We start from the raw sequence: 19795 nt of genomic DNA on the forward strand, positions 1-19795 counted from the left end.
CTCACTTTCCATCAGCCGACTTCACAGGACTGATAAGCTGAATCGGCAAGAGCCATCAGAATCTCGGCGTTAACCAGGACGAGCGCATGAAACGAGCGTGGAAGTGGATAGGCGGCGTGTTTATCGCTTTGTGTGTCCTTGCCTCTCTGGCCGGGCTCTTCGTGTTTCGCGTCGTCCGTCGAAATGTCGAATCGCGGTCGCCGGGACTCGTCGCTATCTCGTTACCGGCGCCGGACCTGTCATTCCAAACACTCGATGGGCAAGAGCGACACTTAAGCGACTACAAAGGGAAAGTGGTCTTTCTCGATCTCTGGGGAACATGGTGCATTCAGTGTGTAGCAGAGATGCCCACCGTGCAGTCTCTATACGACCGATACAAGCATGATCCAGAGGTAGTCTTTCTGATCGTCTCCCGGCTTGATACGCCGCAACGCGTGGGACACTACGCGCGTCTTGGACACTACTCTTTGCCGTTTTTCGTTACACGCGATGAAGACATTCCTCCTTCAATGTACTTTCATCAGTATCCGGCAACCTTCCTCTATTCAAAAGACGGCAGGATTGCCGCCCAGCATGCAGGCGGGGCTGATTGGAATGACCCAAGTGTTCTTGCTTTCATCAATGGGTTGAAGGCCCGCGCAGACTAGTTCGTAAGACAGATCCTGATAAACGCTCTTAACGGAAGTCACTGGCTCCCTTAGCGGCACCATACAAGTTGGGCACCTACCGACAACCCATTGGACAGAATGGCTCACATCGCTCACGCTGATACAAGAGCGTTCCGCTGGAACTCTCCGTGTGAGGAGCAAACGTAAGAATGGAACAACGCGTAACGATTTGGTGCAAGGCTATCTTGTTCGACATGGATGGCACACTCGTAGACTCCACTGCTGTCGTCGAACGAGGCTGGGCCATATGGGCCGCGCGCCACGGACTGCACCTTGAGTCCATCCTCGAGTTCTCACACGGACGCCCCGGCTCAGCAACGATGGAGCATTTCCGACCCGGGCAGGATCATGCGGCGGACATCGCCGAGCTTGCCGTTCACGAAGAAACGAACGTGGAAGGTGTAATCGCCATTCCCGGCGCCACGGAGTTTGTGAAAGCGGTACAAGGACATCCGTGGGCCATCGTCACATCAGCCTGGAGAAGGCTAGCAACAATTCGCGTGGGCGCTGCAGGACTACCAATGCCAGAGGTTCTGGTACCAGTCGACGAAATCAGCAAGGGCAAACCAGACCCCGAAGGCTTTCTAAAGGCCGCCGAAATACTCGGCGTGCAGCCCAAAGACTGCCTCGTCTTTGAAGACACACGCCCCGGCATCGACGCAGCGCTTCGCGCAGGCATGCAGGTTGTAGGACTGTTAACAACCGTGCCAGCAACGCAACTGCAACATGAGTTTTTAGTACAGGACTTCCGCTCAGTGTCGATCGTTCCGCAAGGTGACCAACTCGAAGTGTCACTCGTAATCGCTGACGACCATAAAGTAAGTTAACTAACTCCCGAAATCAAGACCGCTCATCCCATAGGATAAGGACATGCGCATCCTTATCCCTGGCGGCAGCGGACAAGTCGGTCGCGTCCTCGCTCGTCATCTCACTGAAGCCGGTCATCAGGTCACAGTCCTCTCTCGCAACCCAAGCCCTGCGCCCTGGCAAACACTCCAGTGGGACGGCATCACGGAAGGCCCGTGGGTCTCCGAACTGCATCGTGCTGACGCCGTCATCGGTCTATCGGGCCGCATCGTCAACACGCGCTACACGCCCAAACATCGCAAGGAAATTCTCGACTCACGCATCCTGCCCACGCAACTTCTCGGCCGTCTCATCGCAGCCTCACCCACACCACCGCGCATCTGGCTCAACGCCTCCACAGCCACCGTCTATCGCGACGCATACGATCACGCGCAGGACGAGTTTCACGGTGAACTCGGTGACCGCCCCTTCGAACGCGGCACACGCGAACCAGCCTCACTCCCGGAAACCTACTCCTTCTCCGTCGACGTTGGCGCACGCTGGGAAGAAGCTCTCTTCGCAGAAACACTGCCGAACACCCACCGCGTAGCGCTCCGCACATCACTCGTCATGTCGCCCAGCCCCGGCAGCGTCTTCGCCGTCTTCTCGCGCATCGCACGTCTCGGTCTCGGTGGAACACAAGGCTCAGGCGAACAACACGTCTCCTGGATGCACGAACTCGACTTCGTACGTGCCATCAACCTTCTCCTCAAACATCCAGAGATCACAGAAGAAACCAGCGGCGTCATCAATCTCGCCGCTCCCGAAGCGCCCATCAATCGCCGCTTCATGCGCACACTTCGCCGAGCATGGCACATGCCCATTGGCCTGCCAGCACCAGAGCTCCTCATGCGCCCCGCACTATGGGCGATCCGCACTGAACCAGAGCTCGTCTTCAAAAGCCGCTGGGTAGCACCCGCACTTCTTCTGAAACACGGCTTCCAGTTCCGTTACCCCGACTGGCAATCCGCAGCCAAAGACCTCGCCGCCCGTCTGCAAGCAACCTGAAGAACATCACGCGCGTGCAACGACAAACTAAACCTCGTCATAAGCAGGCATGGACGAAATGCTCACGGCACCATCTTTGCGCCGCAGCAGACGATCACAGTTTTCGCTAAGACCGTGAACATGGAGCATCTTGCCTGCATCTCGATAACGCTTAGCGATTGATTCAATCGCCTCAAGAGCTGACGAATCCATGATCCTCGCATGATCGAAATCGAGATACGTGTCGGCAGGATCGGTCTTCGGACGAAAGAATGCAGTGAATTGAGCTGTCGAAGCGAAGAAGAGACTACCGCGAAGTCGGTATGTCTTGGAACCGTTCTCTTCAACGATGTCAGCTTCAAGTTGCTGTGCATGATCCCACGCAAACACAAGCGCTGCGATAACGATCCCTGCAACGACAGCAGTCGCAAGATTCGTAAGGACAGTGATCAGCGTAACGATCAGCATCACAGCAGTGTCGTGTTTCGGGATGCGAAAGAAGTTCTGCAGGCTCTTCCAATGAAACGTCTCTGCTGAAACCACGAACATAACTCCCACAAGCGCAGCAAGTGGAATACGCTCAATCAGGCGCGACCCGGCCAGGATGAAAGACAAAAGCAAACAACCTGCTGCAATGCCGGAGAGACGGCGTCTGCCACCAGAGTTGAGATTGATCATGGACTGCCCAATCATCGCGCAGCCACCCATGCCCGTGAAAAGCGATCCCACAATGTTTCCCAGTCCCTGCGCCATCGACTCGCGATTGGGTTCGCCAACAGTATCGGTAAGCTCATCAATCAAATTCAGCGTGAGCAGTGTTTCCACAAGACCAATGGTGGCAAGCACAAAGGCATACGGAAGCGTGATGAGTAGAGTAGCCATCGTGTAAGGAACGGCTGGCAGATGAAAGCTCGGAAGTGTGCCTCGTATTGAGGCAAGGTCACCAACGGTTCGCGTATGAATACCGAAAGCCAGCACACATGCAGTCGCTGCCAATATGCCCGCAAGTGCAGATGGAAAGGACTTCGTCAGCTTCGGAAGCAAGACCGTCACAATCACCGTAACGGCAATCAAGCCAAACATTGTGCCCAGTGAAGAAAGCGGAAGCCAGTGCTGGCTACCATCCGGCATACGCTCTCGCAGATGTTGAAACTGCGCAGAAGCAATGATGATCGCCAGGCCATTCACAAAACCCAGCATGACGGAATGCGGCACCATGCGGATCAGTTTGCCGAAACGAAACGCTGCGAAGAGTAGCTGAAGAATGCCGGTAAGAAGAATGGTGGCGAAGAGATATTCAATACCGTGCTGAACAACCAGCGCGGCCGACACAACAGCCATAGAGCCAGCCGCTCCGGAAATCATTCCCGGCCGACCACCAAAAATCGCAGCAATCAGGCAGAGGATAAAGGCAGCGTAAAGACCGTTAAGTGGGTTAACGTGCGCCACAAGCGAGAAGCCGACAACTTCCGGCACAAGCGACAAGGCGGCCGTAAGGCCCGCAAGGACCTCTGACCGGATGATTCGGATGTTCAACAGATATTGCTTTCCACAAATCAGCACAGTATCCGCGCGCGGGCGGATGCCTGCTTCATTGTTGTGGTGATAGTTTGCTGCTCTTCTCGGTGGCTGCGGTATCCAATAACGGGTCGCGCTCGTAACTCAAGGATAACGTACAGGCCTTTATGACAAAGCGTCGCATCATCCGCAGGCTTTAGGAATTAGCCCGTAAACACGTCTCATCACATGCGCTCGTTTGTGTCGACATATCGGCACCAACCAGCATCGAGCCTGGCCTTTCCAATTCCTTCCACGCATCAGTTGGAGTTAAGAAAGGATGTTGGCCAGGCTGCAGTGCGGTCCATCATACAAATCGGGATTCGTTCTGTTTCGCCCACGTTCTGAAAGCAATAGGTTTCTGTCCCGTCACTTTTTCTACCGTGTTAAACATGGGTGCGGTCCCGCCTTGACGAATATCACGGAATGACTCCACAACGGCCGCAGCCAGAAACTGCGGAAGTCCACCCTTAACCATCGCCTGCACAGCCTCCTCTTCGGACAGGTCGATACACTCCAGTTTTCTGCCGATGACACCCGAAAGAATGCCTACCTGCTCGGCTACCGTCGTTAACTCATCGCCCGTGATGTTCAATATCTCCTCTGTCAGTTCTTCGGTCAGTGCGCGAATTCCTACCGCAGCGATGTCCGTCGGAGCGACTGGAGCGAATCTTCCCGTTCCCATGGCGTTGTAGACTCTGCCTTCCGCTTTGATCGACCCGATCCAGCCAAAGGTATTCGACATGAAGCCTCCGGGACGGAGCAGCGTGGCGGTCATTCCTGATTCCCGGATGATGTCTTCCTGTTGCTTGTGCATCTTTCCGATTGTCAAGGAAGGATCTGCGGCCGCAAGGGTTGAGAGGAAGACGATCTTTTCGACTCCCGACTCTCGTGCGGTATCGACAAATTTCGCGAAGCCGTTTTGATCGGGGCCACGGTTCATGAGGAACACGGCCTTGATTCCTTCTAGGGCAGGCCGGAATGTTTCCTGCTTCGTAAAATCACCCACCGAAACCTCGCCTCGCGTGGCCAATGGTTGATACTTGTCCGGATTTCGCAGAAAGAGTCGCACCTGTTTTCCGTGGTTGAGTAGGCCTTCTGCGATTTTGCTTCCGACATTTCCTGTGGCACCTGTTACGAGATACATTCGTTGCTCCTCCTTGGTGGAACAGCCGTTTAGAGGTAGGCAACAGAGCTGCGGATTCTCGAACAATTACCATGATTTGAGACACTCTGTTCCTAATGGAGAACAATCATGGTGGATCTCAACGAGCTTCAGTTCTTTGCTCAACTGGGAAAGGCGCAAAGCTTCACGTTGGCAGCTCGCCAGTTGGGGACCCAAAAGTCTGTCGTGAGCCGCGCGCTGACAAGCCTTGAGGCAAGACTGGGCGTGCGTTTGGTGGAACGCACCACCCGCCGCGTCGCACTCACGGAAGCAGGCGAGATCTTTCTTGAAAAATGCCTTCGCGTTCTTGAGGAAGCAGAACAAGCCGATCTTGCGATCAACGCGATGCACAGCAAACCGAGGGGCCGGTTGCGCATAGGCGCTCCTGCGGCTTTCGTTCGGTTTGTGCTCGCTCCGCTCCTGGCAGATTTTCTAAATGAATATCCGGGGATGAAGCTCAGCCTGCAAATCATCCAGGGTACGCCGATGCCGAACGAATCGGGATTGGATTTGGCGATCAGGCAGGGACCATTGGATGACTCGACGATGTGGGTCATGCCTCTAAGGAAAATCTCGCTTGGCCTATACGCTGGCTCCGGCTACGTCGCAAAGAATGGGGCGCCGCAAACGCCTTCCGATCTACGCCTTCATCGCTTCATCAGTACAAATTGCGGTGCGCATGGAGAGCCAGCCGATTTCGTGAAAATTTGTTTACGAAGAGGAAGTCTGACAGAAACAATTCGTATCGAGTCTCATCTCAGCCTTACCGATCCATCTTTGAATCTGCAGCTCGCCATTTCTGATGCCGGCATCACCCAACTGTCACAATCCATCGGACAGTCAAACGTCGACGCAGGACATCTTGTACGGATTCTGCCGGAATGGGAGCCTGATGCCGTAGAACTGTTCGCTGTGTACGCTTCCCGCCTGAGTGCATCACCCAAGTTACGGGCATTCCTCGAATATCTTCGAAAGCATTCCGAAAGCAGCGATACATAACGAGAACGCCCTTGTAGCCAGGAATGATCACTTCCCACAAGCCGACATATGAGGAGTATCCAACGACGCGAGCCATTCCCGGACTCGACCCGCGCGAAAGTTCACCTTGCGTACTGCTCCTCAGACACAGCCTCAAGCCAGTCCACAGCCTTGCCATCCACGGTTTCGGTGATCGCAATGTGCGTCATGCCCACCTGGGCGGACGCTCCATGCCAATGCTTTTCACCGGGTTCGAAGAAGACAACGTCTCCTGGCCGCACTTCCTGGATCGACTCTCCATCCTTCTGCACCCAGCCTAGCCCTTGCGTGATCACGATGGTCTGACCCGCCGGATGCGTGTGCCAACGAGTGCGTGCGCCCGGTTCGAACGTCACGACACCGCCATTGGAGTGCCGTCCACCGTCCGCCGGGAAAAGCGAATCGACGCGAACGTTACCTGTGAACCAGTCCTTCGGTCCAACCATGGAAGGGATGGAGCCTGCGCGAGTAATCTTCATTGTGCTGTCTCCCGACTGCTTTGTTTTTGTCCATCACCCGCCTTCGCAGCCTCTGGAGCCTTGTTCTGTCGCTTCTCGAAAACATCTTTCGCCACCGGCAGGGCAGACATCGCACAGGGCCATCCCGCATAGAAAGCGATATGATGCAGCATCTCCGAAGCCTCTGCCTGTGTCAGCCCATTGTCCATCGCCCGATTCAGGTGAAACGGAATCTGTGCCGTCTGTGCATTCGCAATCAACGCACTCACCGTGACCAGGCTGCGGTCACGCGGAGCCAGAGCAGCCCGCAGCCATAGATCGCGAAACAGCACGTCCGTCGTCGCCTGTACGAGTCCAGGAGAAACCGTGCCGAAGTTGCCAGCAACCTGTGTCGCTCTCTGCTTCTCCATCTCTTCATTGATCGGCAGTAGCTTACCTTTGGCCGCTGGCAGTTCATCCGTTCCAATGCCACGCTCACGGAAGATGTCCTTGGCCACCACTATGGCTGCCATCGCATTCCCCCATCCTGCATAGAAAGCCAGATGGGTGATGATCTCAGACAGTTCCGCCGGTTGAACGCCGTTCTCCAGCGCCAGCCCAAAGTGAAACCTGAACTCCATCGACTGGATGCGAGCAATAAGCGCTGCGACCGTGACCACGCTTCGATCCCGCGGTGAAAGCTCCGGACGCTTCCACAGTCCATCGAGCAGTGTCGCCTTCGTGTAGTACTCCAGCGCGGGAGACACTGCGCGCACATCGTCATACGTCAACGCCTCCGGCTTCTTCGATTCCGTCATATCTCTCTCCTCTGCCGGGGCGTGTACTACTCCCAGGCATGTCGCCGCCAGAGCAGCCGAACTCAAATGGATGAAAGTCCGTCGTTCCATCGGAGGCCTCGACTACCGCATCACGTATCCACCATCGACAGAGATGGACTGTCCCGTCACATAGCTCGCCATATCGCTGCACAACCAGAGAACGGCATCGGCAATCTCCTCAGGGCGTCCAAGCCGCTTCATCGGCACAAACGTCTGCAGCATCTTGTCCAGCTCAGGCCCTTGCCCCTCGGCAATCATCTTGTCCGACATGGGCGTCTGGATCATCCCCGGGCAAACGTCGTTCACGCGAATGCCGCGCGTCGCATACTCCAGCGCCGCGCTCTTCGTAAACCCAATGACACCGTGCTTGGCCGCGTGATACGTGCCACGTTGATTTCCACCAATGAGCCCGCCAAGAGAAGAGCAGTTCACGATCGCACCGCTGCCTTGCTCGCGCATCACCTGCAGTTCAAACTTCATGCAGCTCCACACGCCCCGCAGATTCACGCCCATCACGCGGTCATAGTCATCCCGCGGGGAATCCGCCGTCTCTGCCAGCACGTTCTGGATGCCCGCGTTGTTGTAGGCCGCGTCCAACCGTCCAAACTCGGCCACCGTCTTCTTCACCATGGCCTCTACCTGCGCGTCTTGCGAAACGTCGCACGTAACGGCGAGGGCCTTGTAGCCTTCATCCGAAAGGTCCTTCGCCGCCGCCTGAACTTCCTTCTCGTTCCAATCCGCCAGCACCACGGCAGCCCCGGCCTTTGCAAAAGCTTTGGCGGTAGCTAGTCCCAGCCCGGATGCGGCTCCCGTCACGAGTGCCACCTTGTTCTCAAATGAAATATGCATCATTCCTCTCCTTTTCGTGAGCCTGACGCTCAGGGCCAACTTCATGTGCCACAGAAAGTATGATGGGCGTAACTCATCGAAAAATCATTTACGGCGGCAAACCGTTATGCATATCATTCATGAATGGCCAGGAATGATTTAGCAGAGTTATCTGCCTTCGCCACCGTCGCAGAAGAGAGAAGCTTCACACGGGCAGCCACGAAGCTAGGTCTGTCTCAGTCGGCACTTAGCCATGCCATCGGCAGCCTTGAAAAACGCATGGGCGTTCAACTGCTCGCGCGAACCACTCGAAGTGTTTCAGCCACGGCTGCGGGAACAGCGCTCCTCAGGGAACTTGCTCCCGCACTCGAACGCATCGGCTCTGCCGTCGCGGAGGCCATGCAGCAGAGGGATCGTCCGGCAGGCCGCATTCGCCTCATCCTTCCCCGCACGGCCATCGAGATGGTGCTCCTGCCTAAGCTAGCGAGCTTCGCCCGTGCTTATCCGGAGATCGTACTCGAAGTCACGTCCTCCAATGACCCGGTCGACATCATCGCCGGAGGGTACGATGCCGGCGTGCAGTTGGGTGAATTCATCCAGCGGGACATGATCGCCGTACCCGTCACGGCTGAGATGCGTCTCGCAGTGGTCGGCTCGCCCGCTTATTTCGAGTCAAACCCCATCCCAAGAACGCCACAGGATCTCAGGGATCACTCCTGCATCGGCTTCCGCTTCAGCAACGGATTGTATCGATGGGAATTTGAGAAGGGACGCAAGGCGCTCACGGTAAGCCCCGAGGGTCCGGCATCGTTTGACGATCCCGATCTGGTGATCCGGACCGTACTAGACGGTGTAGGTATCGGTACTGCCATGGAAGCCACACTCGAACATCTCCTTGCGCGCGGCAAGTTGATTCAAGTGCTCAAGGATTGGTGTCCTTCTTTTCCCGGATATTTTCTCTATTACCCCAGCCGAAGAAACCAGCCAGCAGCCCTCGCGGCGCTGATTAGGGCACTTCGGGTGTCTGGCTAAGGTCAATGGCGTGATTCGTTGGCTAACGAGGATTAGTAACGAGAAACGCCGATAGCGTCACCAATCGAAGTCACTTCCGACATGCCGACATATCGGTATTAATCATCGTTGCGTCTTGCGGAGGTTGGTGTTCATCGGCCACTTGCCACATAAGATGGGCTATCATTCGTGGGAAGAATCGCAAACGGCCCGTCCATATAGGACAATGTGCCCCCCATAGGAGTTTTCATGGCCATGAGGTCAAAGCTTGTGCGCGTCATTCCTTTATTGATTGCCAGCATCTTCTCATGTTCATCGTCAACACAGACCGGCGGTAGAGCTCTGGGATCAGCCAGACTCGCCAACGGTAATTACCTGGGACTTGATCGAAACCTCTACCCGGGCGACGACACGCTATCGGCAATCGCGAAGCGTTTCTCCTTCATCGGTTACTGGCTCAACAATCCGCCGGGCACGCAATCGAACAGCTGGCTAGGCAAACGTGTCGTCCTCAGATCTCACAATTTCGGTTTTCTCGTTCTATGGAACGGCAAGCTTGATAAGGAGATTTTGGCGAGCCTGAAGAGCGGGACTTCCGCCACAACACTTGGCATGACAGACGCAAAAGATGCGGTACAAGCTGCCAAGCGAGAAGGCTTTCCTGCGGGAACGATCCTCTTTCTCGATCAAGAAGAAGGAGGGCGTCTGCTCCAAGAGCAAGCTGCCTATCTATTCGCGTGGACGGAAAGGGTGACCACCGCGGGCTTTCGAGCGGGCGCTTATGTAAGTGGCCAGCCGGTGCCGGACGGCCCCGGAAAGACGATCACGACCGCACAAAACATCAAGGATACTGTGTCTGCGAAGCATCTTCATCCGATCGCGCTTTTCGTCGCTCAGGACAGCACCCCACCTTCGAACGGTTGCACAGTGACACCTCCTCCGTTAGCTGCGAGCGGGACACAAGGGGCGATCGCGTGGCAGTATTCTCAAAGCCCTAGACGCTCCGTGGTCACTCAGGCATTTATGAAGACTTACGCGAACGATGGCAATTGCTACGTTCCAGAATTGCCGGGAGTGCCGCTCGACTTGGACGTTGCACAAGTCCGTGATCCTTCTGAAGCACGCTGACATTTGGTCGTGTCTCATAATCCTTAAGAGTCGTTTTTTCTACAACTTCAACGGATTGCTCCCGACAGACGCCCAGCGGAAGCGCCCCGGCTGGATCGCAGCTAGATCGCCAATGCGCTCGTAGAAGCGGACTCATTACTTCCGCTATGCCGACCTGTCGTTACCGATGCTGCTTTGTCTTTGCCTTTCTTGCTGTCATTCTCAAAGGAATCTGCTTTCCTGGCGCTAAGTCGACTCATGAGGATTTACGTTTACTTCAACGGCTAGAGCCAACGCAACCAGGCTTTGCTAGCTGTCTTCGTGAATCTCGTAGCTGTCCCGGTGCTTCGAAAGTCGGATGAATCCCGGCAGATTCAAGTGCATTCCCCCGACCAGCAAGTTTTCACTCACGATCTCGCGAAGGAGGCCTTTGCGTGTCTCAATCATCAAGCCGGGGTCAATATCGAAAGCCAGAGTGACTTCGGGACGCGGAATCTGAATATCCGGCCAATGGACGATATCCCCCCAGATTAGAACGCCTTCGCCTGCTGATTCAATGAAGTACCCACTGTGCCCAGGTGTATGCCCGGGGAGGTGTCGCAGAGTGATCCCGGGGGCGACTGGACCTCCTGTTGTTGGATGAATCGCAGAGCGATAGGCCTGAAAAGTTCTGCAGGCGAGCGTGTGAACGCCAAGCAAGTGCGGAAACTTGTGGAAGTTTTCTAAGTTTCCCCAGAAATCTAACTCTTCTGAATGCAGTACAAGTTCTGCATTCGGAAAGAGCGGAGAGCCGTCCTGTGCAATCAAGCCACCAATGTGATCGGGATGAGCATGCGTTAGTAAGACCGTGTCAATGGAACATGGTGCGATCCGCGCGGCAGCGAGGATCGCATGCAATCTCCCTCCTGAGCCCATACAGTTCGCATCACCAGCATCAATCAGGATATTGCGCTGGCCGTTTTGTACCAGGTATGCGTTCACGGGCATGATTGGGGTTGGCGGCAGACCAGCCGCTGTAAGTAATTCCTCTGCCTCATCAATCGTGATGTTCTTACTGAGGATGTCGAAAGAGAACGTCTCTGTGCCATCGACGATCATCGAGATGACTGAATCGCCGAGATTCTTGCGGTACAGTGCATAAGACTGCGACGCTTGCATATTTTTGGCCATAGCACGCTATGGATGAAAGACGCCGTGTCCCGGATTCGCAAAGGCACAGAAGGCACAACGAAATTGCAATATGGGACGAGTGGCCTTATCCGCAACTGTAGCGAGAGATTATCTCTTCGGTCGGCAGGTACATGACCGCATCCTACATTCAGGTGGAAACCGGTCAGTTGAGAGATTAGTCCCGACAAACGCCCTTAGCTTCGGAAGGGCAGGGCTTCAGCCCCGCCGTAAAGGTCTCGAAACAAACCGCGCGGTCAACAGCATTCAAAGGAGCATGACGCTTCGCTCCGCGCGCTCACAGCCCGACCATGGCTGGCCTCAAGCCGACGGCGTCGAGAACCGCACAAAGCACTTGTCAATCCCCTATACCACTCAACTCCAACAAACCAAAAGAAATACAGTTGGCATGTTATTTCCCAAAACCTCCTAAAATAGAAACAAGGAAATAGCGAGGAGCGAAAAGCCAATAGCTAAAAGCTTTAGAAAGACGATTTTGCCCCTAAACCCAATGGACAGACGATTTTACAGCCAATAGAACTATAACCCCAATAGAAAGACGATTTTAGGAAAACAGGGGGGAGGGGGACCCCTCCGCTTAGCAAAGCTGATTTTCCGGCGCTTCCCCAGCCTCACGGGCAAGAATCCCATTCAGAACTAGCATCCCCATCGCATGACGAGTGTCCGTCGTAGCGCTGGCGATATGCGGCGTCAGGAAGACGTTCTCCAGATCGATATACCGCGGATCGAGCGCAGGCTCATTCGCATACACATCCAGACCTGCGGCAAACACGCGACCAGACCGCAGCGCCTCAATCAACGCATCATCATCCACCGTGTCTCCGCGCGACACATTCACCACCACAGCATTCTCCGGTAGCAGCGCAATGCGCTCGCGGTTCAGGAAGCGATGCAGTTCCGGCGTTCCCGGCGCGCACAGCACAAGGAAGTCGCTTACGCGCAATAGATCTTCTGCCGTCGCATGGTAAGTCGCACCCAACTCTTCCGCCGCAGAGAGCTGACGACGGTTATGGTAGTGAATCTCCGTACCAAACCCGCGCAGACGCGCAGCAATCGCCTGCCCGATCCGGCCCATGCCAAGAATGCCCGCACGACGGCCAGTCAATCCGATACCCAGCAACTGCACGTTGCTGTAGCCGGTCCACTTGCCGCTGCGCACCAGCGCCTCAGCCTCATGCCCACGACGCGCAGCGTTCAGTACCAACATCACCGCCAGATCAGCACACGCATCGGACAACACACCCGGCGAGTAGAACACGCTCACGCCATACTCGCGGCAAGCCTCCAGGTCCACGTGGTTATACCCCACAGACACCGTGCCAATAGCCTTCAGCTCCGGCTGCAACGCCGCGATCACCTCACGCCCCATCGGCTGCATCGCCGACACGAACACCACACGGCAACCCCGTACCCCCTCCACCATCTCAGCCGCAGAAAGAATTCGATCCTCTTCCGCACGAACGACATCGAAGTGTGTCGCAATAGCAGCTTCAACGGTTGCGGGTAAAGGTCGGCTCAGGAAGGCTTTGGCGCGTGTCATATCGCTCCATTATCACCGCATTTCAGGCTATGGTTCGATGTCCATCGAAGCATCATCCAATATCCATGAGCAGGCAATTACAGGTTTCTGTACTCGATCTGGTTGGTATGCGACCCGGCGAATCCACTGGCAACGCCATCGCCCGCAGCGTGGAGACGGCGCAGTTCGTAGAGCGCCTTGGCTATAAACGCTTCTGGCTGGCAGAACACCACAGCATCCGCGGACTCGCCTGTTCGGCAACAGCCGTCCTCATCGGCCATGTAGCGGATAAGACATCCACCATCCGCGTCGGCAGCGGAGGCATCATGCTGCCCAACCACGCGCCACTAGTCGTCGCGGAGCAGTTCGGCACACTGGCATCGATGTATCCCCACCGCATCGACCTCGGCCTTGGCCGAGCACCCGGCTCGGACATGCCCACCATGCGCGCCCTCCGCCGCACCAGCAGCGGTGACGACTTCCCTGACCTGGTAGCGGAACTGCGCCAGTATCTGGGCGACCCCAAGCCCGGACAGATCGTCCACGCCGTCCCCGGTGAAGGCACCCACGTACCCATCACCCTGCTAGGCAGCAGCGGCTACTCCGCCCAACTGGCAGGACATCTCGGCCTACCCTTCGCCTTCGCGGCACACTTCGCACCGCAATACGTGGAACCGGCAATGGAACTCTACCGCCGCAACTTCACACCATCAGACGTGCTGGACAAGCCATACGCCATGGTTGGCCTGCCGGTGATCGCCGCCGACACCGAAGCACATGCCAAACGGCTACTCACCACGCCGCAGCAACGCTTCCTGTCCCTGATACGCAACCAGCCCATCGAGGTACGCCCCCCGGTGGACTCCATGGCAGGCCTATGGACCTCAGCCGAAGCCGATGCTATCGCAGCGCGGCTTGCACTTGCTGTTGTAGGCGATCGCGAAGCTGTAAAACAGCGGCTGCAGCGCACCGTGGACTGGCTCGGCGTGGACGAGATCTTTGCCGTAACCGACACGTACGAGCAGGCCGATCGCCTGCGTTCCTACGAGATACTCGCAGACGTGGCGAAGGAGATCACGCTCCCCGAATAGTTGGAGCAGCAATAGCAAAGGCGCATGCAGAAAGCATGCGCCTTTGTGTATATGTTTATGGGTAAGCGAACTACGCGGAGACCAGTTCCTCGATCTGCGCCTTGCCATAGTGGCTCTTCACGTAGTCGTCCAGGATGACCTTAAACTCGTCTACGATGTGATCGCCCTTGAGAGTCATGGCCAACTTACCGTCAATGTAGACCGGTGCCTTGGGCTCCTCAAACGTACCCGGCAACGATATGCCGATGTTGGCATGCTTGGACTCGCCGGGTCCGTTGACCACGCAACCCATCACAGCCAGCTTCATCTCCTCCACACCTGGATACTGCACCTTCCACTCCGGCATCGACGAGGTGATGTAGTTCTGCACCTGCTCCGCCAGCATCTGGAAGTAGGTCGATGTGGTGCGCCCGCAGCCGGGACAGCTCGTAACCTGCGGTGCGAAGCTGCGGATGGAGAGCGCCTGCAGGATCTGCTGCGCACAACGCACTTCCTCGCTACGGTCGCCACCGGGCGTCGGTGTAAGCGACACACGGATCGTATCGCCAATGCCCTTCAGCAGCAGCGGAGCCAGACCAGCCGTGGAGGCCACCGTTCCCTTCATGCCCATACCCGCCTCAGTCAATCCAAGGTGCAGCGCATGATCGGTACGGTTGGCGAGTTCGGAATATACATCGATCAGGTCGCGCACACCGCTGACCTTCGCAGAGAGAACGATCTGATCGCGACGCAGCCCGTAACGCTCAGCCGCGGCAGCGTTGTCCAACGCGGAACGAACCATCGTCTCCAGCATGACCTCGCGCGCCGGCAGAGGATTGGCCGAGCGGTTGTTCTCGTCCATCATCTTCGTCAGAAGAGCCTGATCCAGAGAACCCCAGTTCACACCAATGCGAACGGGCTTCTGGTACTTCACTGCAACCTCCACCATGGTGCGGAAGTTGTCGTCGTCCTTGCGGCCGATCGAGACGTTGCCAGGATTGATGCGGTACTTCGCCAGTGCCTGCGCACAGTCCGGATACTTGGCGAGGAGCAGGTGACCGTTGTAATGGAAGTCGCCAATGATGGGCGTTTCCCAACCCTTCTTGCGAATGCCTTCCACGATGTAAGGCAGCGCCTTCGCGGCGTCGTCGTTATTAACGGTAACGCGCACCATCTCGCTGCCAGCGCGGGCAAGGGCGGCAATCTGCTGAATTGAGCTTTCGATGTCGGCCGTGTCGGTGTTGGTCATCGACTGCACGACAACCGGAGCGTCAGAGCCGACGCGAACGTTGCCAATCTTGACGGTGACGGCCTTCCGGCGGGTGATTTCGGGCATGGGAACCTCAGCATTAAGTTTACCAAAGCGGCAACCCGCACCCCCTTAAACTGAGTCCCTTTCCCATATGAATCGAACCGTAACGGTTGTCCTCCTCCTGCTGTCGATCATTCAGGCAAAAAGCCAGATGGTTCCACATCGATTGCAAGCCAATGGCAAGGCGATCACCCTGAACCTGCCTGCCGGATACGATGTGCGAGTCGCATTGGACGGGTTGAAGAGGGTTCGCTTTCTAACGAAATCGCCGGACGGTCGCATCTTTGCGACGGACATGTTCAATCGCACCGACAACCGGCGCGGACAGGTTCTCATCCTCGATGGTTGGGAACCTACTGAGAACCGCTTCACACGTGCGATCCCATATCTGCAAAATCTGCGAAACCCGAACAGCCTTGCCTTCTTCACCGATGCCAGCGGACAGACTTGGCTTTATGTGGCGTTGACAGACAGACTGGTTCGTTACCGATACAAATCAGGCGACGTGCAGCCATCCAGCGCGCCGGAGGTATTGGCGCATTATCCCGACTATGGTCTGGACTACAAATATGGTGGCTGGCATCTCACTCGCACCGTTGAGTTTGGCACCATTGCAGGTAAGCCGCGCATGTTTGTATCTGTTGGATCGTCCTGCAACGCATGCGCTGAAAAGGAAGCTGTACGAGCCACCATCAGCGTTATGGATCCGGATGGTAGCCATAGCAGGATCGTGGTGAAGAATGTCCGCAACGCTGTGGGACTGCTTTGGGATCAGACTTCCTCCAGCCTGCTGGCCACCAACATGGGCGATGACCAATTAGGTGATAAAGCTCCTGAAGATACCCTGTTGCGCTTCTCAGCAGACGAGATTGTTGCAGCGTTCACGTCAGGCAAACCGATCGATGTGGGATGGCCGGCTTGTTATGTCGAGGGTGGAAAGATTCATCCAGACCCGGAGCTAGGCAAAACGCTGGGAGCTTGCGCAGCTGTGAAAGTCCCCCTCACCGGTTTTGCCGCTCACAGTTCGCCGCTCGGCGTGGAGAAGGTTGCGAATGGGGAGTATCTGATCGCCCTGCACGGCGCAGGTCATCCTCGGATTGGTACAGGTTACCGTGTGATTTCCGTCACAGAAAACGATTGGAAAGCGAAGGACTTCATGACGGGCTTCCTGGAAACCTCCACTAGACGGTCCCACGTCATAGGACGCCCGTGTGGGATCATGCGGCTCGACAACGATCGCTACCTCATAACGGATGATCTACTGGGTGCGATTTACGTGGTCTTCCGTTCCCGGGGTCATTAAATTACTGGAATGATTCAGCTACACTAGCGAGACGTGGCCCGGTAGCTCAGTTGCATAGAGCAGCGCACTCCTAAGGCGAAGGTCGCAGGTTGGACTCCTGCCCGGGTCACCACCAAATCTCTCATTCCAATCAATAAGCCGTCTGCGAGACAAGAAAAGAGCTGCAGTGTCTGCAAGACACCGCAGCTCTGAAGTGAGGAACGAGATTAGCGTTTTGGCGACAGGCCGAACGTAACCGAGAGCATAACGCTGCGGCCCGGCAGAACACTGATGTTGTCGCCACCGTTAATCGGCGTTTGTCCAGTAGTGTTGAACGGGTCAACGTAGGTGGTTCCGTTCGCCGCGATGTTCTGCGTCAGTGCGGTGCCTGCAATGCTGTTGCCCGTAATGCTGTGTTGGTCAAACAGGTTATTGAAGCTCAGGCGAATCTTCGTCTGATCAAATCGTCCACCATTGCGGATGGTGTAGTTGAAGAACAGGTTCGTTACGGAGAAGGGATTAATGGTCGCCTGATTGTGGTACTGTCCATTGTCCTGATACAGCGTTCCTACACGCTTGTTAAAGATGCCTGCATCCCATCCTTTGTGCTGATAGGTCACAGCTTCGGTTTGCGTATCCGAAGGCGTATTCGCTACCCATAGGCCGGAAGGCGCAGTGAGGTTTAGAGTCGGTGTAGACGAGGTGCATCCGGTGGTTCCTGAAGTGCAGCTTACTGCGAGATTACCCACGTAGGTGGCGCGGCCAACCGTTGCATTCAGATACACGCTCAGTCCATGCACGATGTAGATGTTGCTCTCTGCTTCAAAGCCTTTGGTGATAGAGCTGGGTTGCAGGAAGTAAATCGGCTCGCCCGATGGATCCAGTGTGGACGAATAGCTGTTCTGGAAACGCGTGTGATAAAAATCCGCGTTAAAGGTCACGTGCCGCAGCTTGACGATGCTACCGAACTGATAGGTCGTGGAACGTTGCTGTTTCGGCAGTGTCTTCACGGGCGTTCCCGTTGCACTTTGCTGGTAATCAAAGACCTTGCTTGGAGGCACCACACTTCCTGTGGCTAGCTGAGCATAGGCAGACCAGTTGTTGCTGAGTTTGTAGTTGCCGTCAATGGAAGGAAGCCATGCAGAGTAAGAGCCCGAGTTTGTAATGAAGGAATTCGGATTATTTGTTCCCAGGCCTCCAATTGTCTTGCCATTGTCGGCATACTGCTTTGTCTGAATGTTGTAGTGAGCGAACTTCGTTCCCGCCGTCACATCGAATTTGCGGGTTACATGAACGTCATACTCCGCATATGGTTGGTATGAATTCGTCCAGAAGGATTCGTTGAAGTTTGAGAGCGGCTGATCGGCCCAGTTGTTCAACGGGTCAGAGGGAAACTGATGGCGGTTGGTATCAGCCCATTCATACCACATGCCCGCGCGTAGGATTCCAAAGCGTGACACCTGGCTCAACGTAGAAGTCTCTCCATACTTGCGGTAGCTGTTGTACTTATCCACACCGCAAGGAAGCGCACTGACTCCCTTCTTCACCACCTGCACATTGCATGGCGCAATCGTCATGCCGTTATAGGTTTTGGAGCCATTGATCGTTGTCTGATGCGTGATCGGCGTAGCGTTGGAGTACTTTTCGCCGTTGTCGTAGTTATAGGTATACGGCTTCACATCCAGAATGAAGTTCTTCCCAAACTCTGAATGAAGTCCCACATACTCAAAATCTGTGGGTACATGGTAATAGTTGTACTGATTGTTCAGATAATTAACCGGATCGGAGTTATCTGTAAGCAGGAAGTTGATTCCAGAGCCAGCAAAGGGCGCGAGCGTTCCGGTGCAGGTATAGCCAGTCTGCGCGCCATACATCTGGCAGCGAGTTGCGTTGAAGTTCGGCGTATTTGCATCCAGCCAGATCACACCGGAGAAGCCAGAGAGATACGTCTTGTCTGAGAATTTGTACTGCGCCTTGATGGAACCAGCATTACGCGTCTGATGGTTGAAGGTCTGGTAACCGTCAGACTGCATGTGATGCACGTCAATGGAGAAGTTCAGCTTTTTACCAGGTAGCAGGCCGCCCGAGTCATATTCGAAGTTGTACAGCTGCGTATTAAACGAGCCATAAGCAACACTGCCGCGGATGTTGCTGACCGGGGATACGGGCTTCGACAAAAGATGGATGGATCCGCCAAACGGCGTGGGTCCAATGGTGGAAGCTGAACCGGGGCTGCGATCGAAATCAATGCTGCCGAGAAACTGCGACGGGAAAAATGCCCACGAGTGATGGGTCGGAGTGTTGGTGTCGTAAAAAGGAATGCCGTCAAAATCAATGTCGTAGTTTCCATCAGGAAAACCGCGGAAGTACGTACTCGATTGTCCGAGCCCAACGCCATTGCCATTGGTTGTGAAGGTACCCGGGGCCATCGCTACGGCCTCGCCAAAGTCAGCTACAGGCGACGTGAAGTTGCGAAGGAAATGCTGTGTGACTACAGTGCGCGCAGAGCGCGCGTCCAACGGTGTATCCATGGGAGCGAGTTCAGCTGCGATCGAGTGTGTCGCGTCTGCCTCAACATTTACCTCGGTCGCGACAGACCCGATGCTGAGTGTCATGGAAAGGTCAGTTGCCGAGTTTCCAGCTACTTCCACGCCAGTCTTCACCGTGGAAGTGAATCCAGTGGAAACAGCCTCCACGCGATAGTGGCCATACGGCAATCCTGTAACGCTGAATTGCCCCTGAGCATCCGTCGTCGTGCTGCGCGCAACCGCCCCACCATTTTCAGCGGTGATATTAACGGTAGCGTGCGGAATGGAATTGCCCTTGGCATCCAGAACCGTACCGGTGATGGACGCAGCGACTTGCGCAACGGCCATGTGTGTTGTGACCAGGAATGCTGCGCTGAAAGCAAACAGTGGTGCTCGCGCGCACTGCAAGAATGTCTTTCGATTCGTCATCCGTA

Annotated in this window: 17 protein-coding genes and 1 tRNA gene; 9 read left to right on the forward strand and 9 right to left on the reverse strand. The window is 55.7% G+C overall.

Features of this window, described 5'->3' with window-relative positions; translation table 11 throughout:
- The first annotated feature begins 86 nt into the window (after positions 1-86).
- The 3 genes from JAO32_RS13270 to JAO32_RS13280 all read left to right on the forward strand — a co-directional run bounded on the left by JAO32_RS13270 (position 87) and on the right by JAO32_RS13280 (position 2522).
- On the forward strand, positions 87-647 hold the full coding sequence (locus JAO32_RS13270; RefSeq protein ID WP_334241145.1) for a TlpA family protein disulfide reductase: 561 nt from the start codon (positions 87-89) through the stop codon (positions 645-647).
- A gap of 170 nt (positions 648-817) precedes the next feature.
- Complete coding sequence (locus JAO32_RS13275) at positions 818-1495, forward strand: HAD-IA family hydrolase (RefSeq protein WP_334241147.1); 678 nt, start codon at positions 818-820, stop codon at positions 1493-1495.
- A gap of 43 nt (positions 1496-1538) precedes the next feature.
- Positions 1539-2522 carry an epimerase gene (locus tag JAO32_RS13280; RefSeq protein WP_334241149.1) on the forward strand — a complete coding sequence of 328 codons (984 nt, stop codon included), beginning with the start codon at positions 1539-1541 and terminating at the stop codon, positions 2520-2522.
- Positions 2523-2549: 27 nt separating this feature from the next.
- Here the strand turns inward: JAO32_RS13280 and JAO32_RS13285 are convergent, their stop codons facing one another.
- Both JAO32_RS13285 and JAO32_RS13290 read right to left on the reverse strand, forming a co-directional pair.
- Positions 2550-4037 (reverse strand): SulP family inorganic anion transporter, encoded by a 1488-nt coding sequence (locus JAO32_RS13285; protein WP_334241152.1) that lies wholly within the window; start codon positions 4035-4037, stop codon positions 2550-2552.
- A gap of 328 nt (positions 4038-4365) precedes the next feature.
- Positions 4366-5271, reverse strand: a complete 906-nt coding sequence (locus tag JAO32_RS13290) for an SDR family oxidoreductase (RefSeq protein WP_334241153.1) — start codon at positions 5269-5271, stop codon at positions 4366-4368.
- 42 nt (positions 5272-5313) lie between these two features.
- Between JAO32_RS13290 and JAO32_RS13295 the strand changes: the two genes are divergently transcribed.
- Positions 5314-6222 (forward strand): LysR family transcriptional regulator, encoded by a 909-nt coding sequence (locus JAO32_RS13295; RefSeq protein WP_334241155.1) that lies wholly within the window; start codon positions 5314-5316, stop codon positions 6220-6222.
- 101 nt (positions 6223-6323) lie between these two features.
- Here JAO32_RS13295 and JAO32_RS13300 read toward each other — a convergent pair whose 3' ends face one another.
- The 3 genes from JAO32_RS13300 to JAO32_RS13310 form a co-directional block, all read right to left on the reverse strand.
- Positions 6324-6719, reverse strand: coding sequence for a (R)-mandelonitrile lyase (locus JAO32_RS13300; RefSeq protein ID WP_334241157.1), 396 nt, complete (start codon positions 6717-6719; stop codon positions 6324-6326).
- Positions 6716-7495 (reverse strand): carboxymuconolactone decarboxylase family protein, encoded by a 780-nt coding sequence (locus JAO32_RS13305; RefSeq protein WP_334241159.1) that lies wholly within the window; start codon positions 7493-7495, stop codon positions 6716-6718. The genes JAO32_RS13300 and JAO32_RS13305 overlap by 4 nt, the downstream gene beginning before the upstream one ends.
- Before the next feature lie 102 nt (positions 7496-7597).
- Positions 7598-8368 carry a glucose 1-dehydrogenase gene (locus tag JAO32_RS13310; protein WP_334241161.1) on the reverse strand — a complete coding sequence of 257 codons (771 nt, stop codon included), beginning with the start codon at positions 8366-8368 and terminating at the stop codon, positions 7598-7600.
- A 120-nt stretch (positions 8369-8488) separates the two neighbouring features.
- On the opposite strand from JAO32_RS13310, the gene JAO32_RS13315 reads away from it, so the two are divergent.
- Both JAO32_RS13315 and JAO32_RS13320 read left to right on the forward strand, forming a co-directional pair.
- On the forward strand, positions 8489-9376 hold the full coding sequence (locus tag JAO32_RS13315) for a LysR family transcriptional regulator (protein ID WP_334241163.1): 888 nt from the start codon (positions 8489-8491) through the stop codon (positions 9374-9376).
- 249 nt (positions 9377-9625) lie between these two features.
- Positions 9626-10483, forward strand: coding sequence for a glycoside hydrolase domain-containing protein (locus JAO32_RS13320; protein ID WP_334241165.1), 858 nt, complete (start codon positions 9626-9628; stop codon positions 10481-10483).
- A gap of 288 nt (positions 10484-10771) precedes the next feature.
- Here JAO32_RS13320 and JAO32_RS13325 read toward each other — a convergent pair whose 3' ends face one another.
- A complete protein-coding gene (locus JAO32_RS13325; RefSeq protein WP_334241167.1) occupies positions 10772-11620 on the reverse strand; it encodes an MBL fold metallo-hydrolase in 849 nt (282 codons plus the stop codon).
- A gap of 607 nt (positions 11621-12227) precedes the next feature.
- Positions 12228-13190: a 2-hydroxyacid dehydrogenase gene (locus JAO32_RS13330; protein ID WP_334241168.1), complete on the reverse strand. Its 963-nt coding sequence runs from the start codon at positions 13188-13190 to the stop codon at positions 12228-12230.
- A 65-nt stretch (positions 13191-13255) separates the two neighbouring features.
- On the opposite strand from JAO32_RS13330, the gene JAO32_RS13335 reads away from it, so the two are divergent.
- Positions 13256-14260: an LLM class flavin-dependent oxidoreductase gene (locus JAO32_RS13335; protein WP_334241170.1), complete on the forward strand. Its 1005-nt coding sequence runs from the start codon at positions 13256-13258 to the stop codon at positions 14258-14260.
- A 70-nt stretch (positions 14261-14330) separates the two neighbouring features.
- Here JAO32_RS13335 and ispG read toward each other — a convergent pair whose 3' ends face one another.
- Positions 14331-15575, reverse strand: a complete 1245-nt coding sequence (gene ispG / locus JAO32_RS13340; RefSeq protein WP_334241172.1) for a flavodoxin-dependent (E)-4-hydroxy-3-methylbut-2-enyl-diphosphate synthase — start codon at positions 15573-15575, stop codon at positions 14331-14333.
- A gap of 67 nt (positions 15576-15642) precedes the next feature.
- Here ispG and JAO32_RS13345 point away from each other — a divergent pair, with 67 nt between their 5' ends.
- Together JAO32_RS13345 and JAO32_RS13350 are read left to right on the forward strand one after the other, a co-directional pair.
- Positions 15643-16854 carry a PQQ-dependent sugar dehydrogenase gene (locus tag JAO32_RS13345; RefSeq protein ID WP_334241174.1) on the forward strand — a complete coding sequence of 404 codons (1212 nt, stop codon included), beginning with the start codon at positions 15643-15645 and terminating at the stop codon, positions 16852-16854.
- Positions 16855-16889: 35 nt separating this feature from the next.
- Positions 16890-16966, forward strand: a tRNA-Arg gene (locus tag JAO32_RS13350).
- Positions 16967-17060: 94 nt separating this feature from the next.
- On the opposite strand, the gene JAO32_RS13355 is transcribed toward JAO32_RS13350, so the two are convergent.
- Positions 17061-19790, reverse strand: a complete 2730-nt coding sequence (locus JAO32_RS13355) for a TonB-dependent receptor (RefSeq protein ID WP_334241176.1) — start codon at positions 19788-19790, stop codon at positions 17061-17063.
- Between the last annotated feature and the right edge of the window lie 5 nt (positions 19791-19795).

The organism is Terriglobus sp. ADX1 (assembly GCF_036877645.1).
Lineage (GTDB): Bacteria > Acidobacteriota > Terriglobia > Terriglobales > Acidobacteriaceae > Terriglobus.